Origin of the sequence: Moorena sp. SIO1F2, assembly GCF_010672755.1 — a bacterium.
Lineage (GTDB): Bacteria > Cyanobacteriota > Cyanobacteriia > Cyanobacteriales > Coleofasciculaceae > Moorena.
In genome coordinates, this window is sequence record NZ_JAAHFV010000379.1 from 1 (window position 1) to 6,029 (window position 6,029).

The following is a 6,029-nucleotide window of genomic DNA, read 5'->3' on the forward strand; positions in this document are numbered from 1 at the left end:
TCTTTACTCCTGAGCGCTTTTTTAATCCTTTAGACTATCAAAAAATTGTTAGTTTTCCTCGTAAACAGATTCAGTAGACCGAAAACTTTACCCTGGTTTGTTAGCAGGATTTGAGAAGCTTCTTACATTGGCATTTTTGACAGTTCATTGGCTTATAACCTTTGCACTGTCAATAGTTTCACCAGGTTCCGTTTTTTCCTAAGGTTGACTCTTGAAAATTTGGTGTTGCTGCACTCAAGGATGAGTTGTTGAAAGCATTAGCCTCTTGCCCGTTAAATCCCCTGCTCCCGTGACCACAAAGATTGGCGGTCACAGAGGTTAAAGTTATACCATCATTAAGCAACGCCGAAAATTTTATTCATTATCTGTTGGGAGACCAACAAACCCTTTAAATTTGAACCAGAGCGATCGCAATTTCCAAAACTTACTGGTCTTCATGGCCGCAATTTCTACATTAATTACCTTCAACTTAGCCTTAGCTTCGTTCAGTTGGTTCTGAATCTGCTGTAATTGATTTTGCTGAAAATTCTGAATTTTTTCCTGTGACTGTGCCAATTGTGATTGAGTATGCTGAAGGTGTGAGTGTATTTGGGTTAATTGTGATTGAGTTTGTTCATTTTCTGAGTTTGATTGATTTAATTGTGACTGAGTATCTTGAAGGTCTAAGTTTGATTGATTTAATTGTGACTGAGTATGTTGAAGGTCTGAGTGGGCTTGGATTAATTGTGATTTAGTCTGCTGGAGGTCTGTGACAGTTGCACTGACCTGAGAGCGCAAGGAAGCTATCTCTTGACCCTGTTGCTCAATAATCTTCAGAAGTTCAGCACGCCTAGTCTCGATAGTTTGATACTGAACTTGGATGTTTTGATACTGAAATTTGAGTTTATTAAAGTCAGAGGATTTGTCCAGTAATGCCTGAACCATTCGCCCAGATTGACTCTTGAGCAGATAGTAACTAATTTGCTCATCAGTATAGGGAACAAAAGGCTGCCGACTAGCTACGAAAAACATATCATAGTCGAACAACTGTTGTTCAAATTGCAGAAACTCAAAACCGAGGTTCTTAAAGAATTGCGACACCCCTCGCCGACTCAAAAGATGGATATGCTCAATAGGTTGCATTAGCTTTAAAAAATGATCCTTTTGAGCAACCATCTCTGAATAGGTTTTACCCTCTTCATAATTTGGCATCTGGACAATGAAAATACCATCTTCCTTGAGAAGAGATGCCCCATGGCTCATGGTAGCCACTGGATCAGGTAGATGCTCCATGACATCGTAGAGTACGATAGCATCAAAAGATTCTGGTTCTAGCTGCTGATCCTCAAGCGGTCCTAACAAAATGGGCATATTGAATGTCTGTTGGGCAAATTCCACAACCCAAGGACTAAGCTCCAGACCCATAGCATCAAAACCTGCCCAGCCCATCATTGCCACAAAGCCACCATGAGCACAACCTAACTCAAGCACTTTGGCTGGCGGTAGTTTATAAGCCATCAGAGTACGCAGCCAGTAGAGGCATCGCTCTGGTAAGTCTTGACGGGCTCGTTGACGAATATCAGGAAAACCATAATGCTCGGTCTGATAAGACAACCAGTACTCTTTACCGTAGAAGTCATGGTTATCATCCTTTATACGGAGCTGCTCAGCCCTCAAACCAGTTTTTGACACTAGAGTGCCACATTGAGAGCACGCCAAGTAGTCGGGGGAAAATTCAGTTAGCTCAGTATTTCCACACCAACAGATATGTCTTAACGTTTGTGTCATCTTGTTGTTGTAGGGAGGTGTTGATAAATTAGCTCGAACTTACGTCTGATCACAAGTCCGGATTGAAAAGCCTTTTTTTAATTAAGTCCCCAGAGAGGGAATAAAAATAAAGGGTCTTAAGAATTAAGACTTGGAAAACTAGGCAGTTATCTACAACAGGTTAATATTCTGTAGTACCGTCAAACCTATCAACCCTAATCCCCCACTACCCATGACAATTCTGACCCTGCGGAGAACCTGAGGCTTCATATAGCCAAGATAGCCCACCATACCTAACATTAGTGCAATGGACAACAAACTACCGCCAAGAGAAAAGAATAGATTTCCTTGGACAGGAGAAACGAATGAGGTTAGTTTTACTAGAGTCCTATCAGCATACATAGCGGTAGATAGCAGTAGTAAGTTGATCCCTAAAATTAGACTAACTACTGGAACTAACAGAGGTTTTAGTCGAAACCAGCCTACCCGCAGTTTCCAGAATTTACTGGACTCCATTGCCGCTAGAGTTGACCCCGCTTCTTGAAGTGCCCGCTGTTTTTGTTGAAGTTGAGCCTCTGCGTACATCAATTGCTGTTCGAGATCTCCTGACGGAAGCTGAGTTGGCTGAACTTGAATTGGGGACGGACTTGGGGGTAGCTGTTCTTGGATTTGAGCCTGTAACTTCCTGAATTCTCCCCAAAGGGGGGAACCTAGACCAGTACCATCATTTTTGATGGTCTTGGCAGTTTCGACCAGAACCTCTACCACGGTATCGGCCATCTTTGACCAGGAAAATTTCTTCGCGTGTTCAAACCCATCAGCAATCAACTGCTTACGAACCTCTGGGTTTTGAACTTTGTAGAGCGCATCAATCAGCTCGTAAACATTAGATTGATCCACATACAATGCTGCTTCCCCAGCTGCTTCAGGAAGAGAGGAGTGACGACAGGTAATTACAGGGCAACCACAAACCATTGCTTCGGTAACTGGTAATCCGAACCCTTCGTACAGAGAGGGGACAACCAGAGCGATCGCACCAGAATACGCTACTTTTAATTCTTCATCACTCAGGGGCAGAACCTGCGTTGTTATCCCTGCTGCCAGGGCAGCTAGCTCAGGTTCTAACTCAGGTCTACCACCGACACAAATTACCCCAAACTCTTCCTTATCCACCAGCTTAGATAATGCTCTGAACAGAAAGATAGCGTTTTTATAGCCATTAACACCAGTCCTTTCCCCTACTAAGAGTAAGTAGGGTTTGGTCACATTGAATTTAGTCTTAAACTCATTGATATCATCATCGCTTGCCGGGGAAAAAACCTTCTTGATACCACAGTGAGCTACTGTTACCTTTGACCGGGAAATATGGGGGAAAAACTTAATCAGATCTCGAGCCGTACTTTCGGATATCGTAATATAACGGGAGGCGTGTAAGATACCGTAATGTTTTTCTTTCCAACCTGCTTCGTTAAGATTGGCACCGATCACTTCTGGAATCATGTCATAAGCCATAAATACAGAAGGAGTAGATAGGGGTGCGGTATAGTAGCTGGAAATGAATAGATCAGCCCCCTTTTCATCACAGATTTCCTGCAATAAATCAGCATCTGCTCCCGTTTTGTTGTAATCGTAAGCTCGAATGGGGCGATAGCGAATTCCTGGAATCCTCGGAGCCGTTCCAGCCCGGTCTAAAACAATCACATGGTTCCCAAAGCCATTAGTTGCCCATTCCTCTAGCAAAGACTTCCAGACTTGGGAAATCCCAGAGTTAGGAAAAAATTGGAAAAATACCCCATCAACCATAATTTGGGGGAATGGTCTTTCAATCTTCATAGTTTGTTGCTGAAATTCTTCCAGTTGCAAAAACTGCCATTTTTCGCCGTCAGGCTCCTTCTGAGCAATCGGCACTATACCACAGATATCCGCCGGTTCAACCAGGGTTTCATCCTCAACCCAAGATAAATGTTGACGCAGAAAAACCGGAAATTCAGACTGCTGCTGTAGTGTCTGCCACTCGGCCAGAGCATTCTGGTAGCCGTAGTAGCTTTCCTTAAACTGCAACTGTTCCGGTGTTACATAAGCAAAATGTTGAAAGACCAGTCCCTGCGCTTCGGTTTCTCGATGTAGGAATGGATTGATGGTTGCTACATCTTGCCCATGATTGTTTGACTGATTTGACTGATTAGTTGACTGATTAGTTGACGACGGTTGGACTAGCCTTGGGGGTTCGTGGGCTGCCCAGACAGCTCCCGGTTTAAACCTCCAGAGGCGCAACCATTCCTGTTTGGGGTTTTGTGTATAGCAATTGCGACTGCTGACAATTAAATTTTCTCCAACGAAATACCAACACCAGAAGAAAGCAGCCGTCTTGTCAGGTTGGTCGATGAACATCTGTCGGGCTTTACAGATTTGCTCAGTTGTCCACAACTCATCCACATCTACCTGCCACAACAAACAGTCTTGTTGGATATTCTCAAGGGGAGCATTCACCATTTCTCGCTTGCCCTCCCAGAAAACCCCATCAGGTTTGCGATAGACGGTGATCTGGTCAGGGTAGCGTTCCATCAGTTGGTCGAGATACTCTGTGGTGCCATCAATACTACGACCATTATGGTGAATTTCATCACTGACATACCCACCTGTGGCTAAACTCCAGGCCGTATCATGCTTCAATTTCGCTACACCTTCAATAATGTGCCAATGCCATGGGAATGGCAGTTTACTGAAGACGTCAATATGATAGCGAATGAAGGGTTCACCATTGAGAACAATCGTAAAAAAATTGATGGGAAGAGGGGTTGATGCTTGACCTGACTTCCCAACAGAGTGGTGACTACCCGCTTTAGCAAAAATGGAGTAACCATTGCGCACAGACGCATTTTGCTCAATCAGTTTATAGTTTTTATCTCTTAATAACCGATGGTGATTAGTATAATTTTTGTAGGTACAAATATCATCAAGTAGGATGTATTTTGCTCCGTAAATCTGATCTAATTCCACCTGACCTGTGAACTCGGAGCCGTCGATTAAGACTAGATCAAAATCCTCGATCTGGTTTTCTTGCTTAATCGTTTCAATCCCATCTCCAGAGGTTCCCATTTCCCTAACGTAATCGATATCTTGACGAAGCCAACCCAAGACTTGTTCAAGAGGGTAATTATTTAGAGGGGTGCGATGGTAATGATAAAATTCCCTAACCTCATCTTCCCTAGGAAATTGCTCTAGGGAAATTGATGAAATATTGTAGCACTTAACAAAAGAATCCTCCTGATAGCGTTCCTTTAACTCAGTAAAACGAGGTTTTGAAACCTCCATACAGAATAACACTGGATTAGAAGGGTTTTCCCTGAGCCCCTTGACAAACGCTTCGGTGCTTCCCGCACCGGATGAAGACCCGATTTCTAGAACGGTCTTGATATCTTCTTCCCGAGCTATCCTTTGAATCCCTCTATAAAAATCGTCGTCTTTAATCTCAGGAGGAATCACATAATCTAGTTCGGATTTTGACCTATTACTTGGCATAGGAAACAGCCCCTCACACACACCTGAAAAAACTTGACAATAAATTTGGCAACCAGCAATAAAGATATAAAGTCTAAGCTGTTAGTTTGATAACCTATTATTCTAATCTATTATTAGAACGTTTTAGAACGTTTTATCCTAATCATACTTGTTCCAAATTTTTAAAGTTTAGTCTGATATTACCACTTTGTCCATTCTGATTTATACCGGTTTCCATCTCAACAATTTTCGCAATTTCAGCAATTTTCGCCCGAGCTTGCTCTAATTCAAGCTTCAGGGCATGGTATTCCGTTTCAATGGCTTGATATTTGTTTTCAAGGGCTTTATAGTTGAAATTTAGTGTATTTCTACCGTTTTCGGCGTTTTGAAGCCATTCTCTCAGGTTAATGATGAACTCCTGATATTTGAGGATTCTTCTGTTCAACCAGTAGGAATCTTGATACATTGGGCATTGGTTCTGAATACTATAGGATTCAGGTAGGGATAGTCTTAACTGACTAGAAATGCCTCCTGCATAATAGGATGTCATTGTCCGAGGATAGTAACACAATTTCACAGTTTCATTCTGGATTAGCCTCAGAAACCATTCATAATCCGATGATATTCTGTAGCGTTCATTGAAAAGCCCTATCTTAGAGAAAAATAAGTTAGCTCTGGAGAAGCTGGCTTGGTGAGGCAAACATCCACAAATCAGTTCATCAGCTACGTCTTCAGCCATGGGAGGCTTGACTACAATGGTAGATCCAGATTGCTCTCTAACC

Annotated in this window: 2 protein-coding genes and 1 pseudogene; all 3 read right to left on the reverse strand. The window is 42.6% G+C overall.

Annotation, left to right across the window (positions count from 1 at the left end):
* Window positions 1-354 precede the first annotated feature (354 nt).
* Window positions 355-1,767 carry a methyltransferase domain-containing protein gene (locus tag F6J94_RS28695; RefSeq protein WP_293046668.1) on the reverse strand — a complete coding sequence of 471 codons (1,413 nt, stop codon included), beginning with the start codon at window positions 1,765-1,767 and terminating at the stop codon, window positions 355-357.
* 150 nt (window positions 1,768-1,917) lie between these two features.
* Window positions 1,918-5,268, reverse strand: a complete 3,351-nt coding sequence (locus tag F6J94_RS28700; protein WP_293046670.1) for a glycosyltransferase — start codon at window positions 5,266-5,268, stop codon at window positions 1,918-1,920.
* A 142-nt stretch (window positions 5,269-5,410) separates the two neighbouring features.
* Window positions 5,411-6,029: pseudogene (locus F6J94_RS28705) on the reverse strand (glycosyltransferase); the annotation flags it as partial.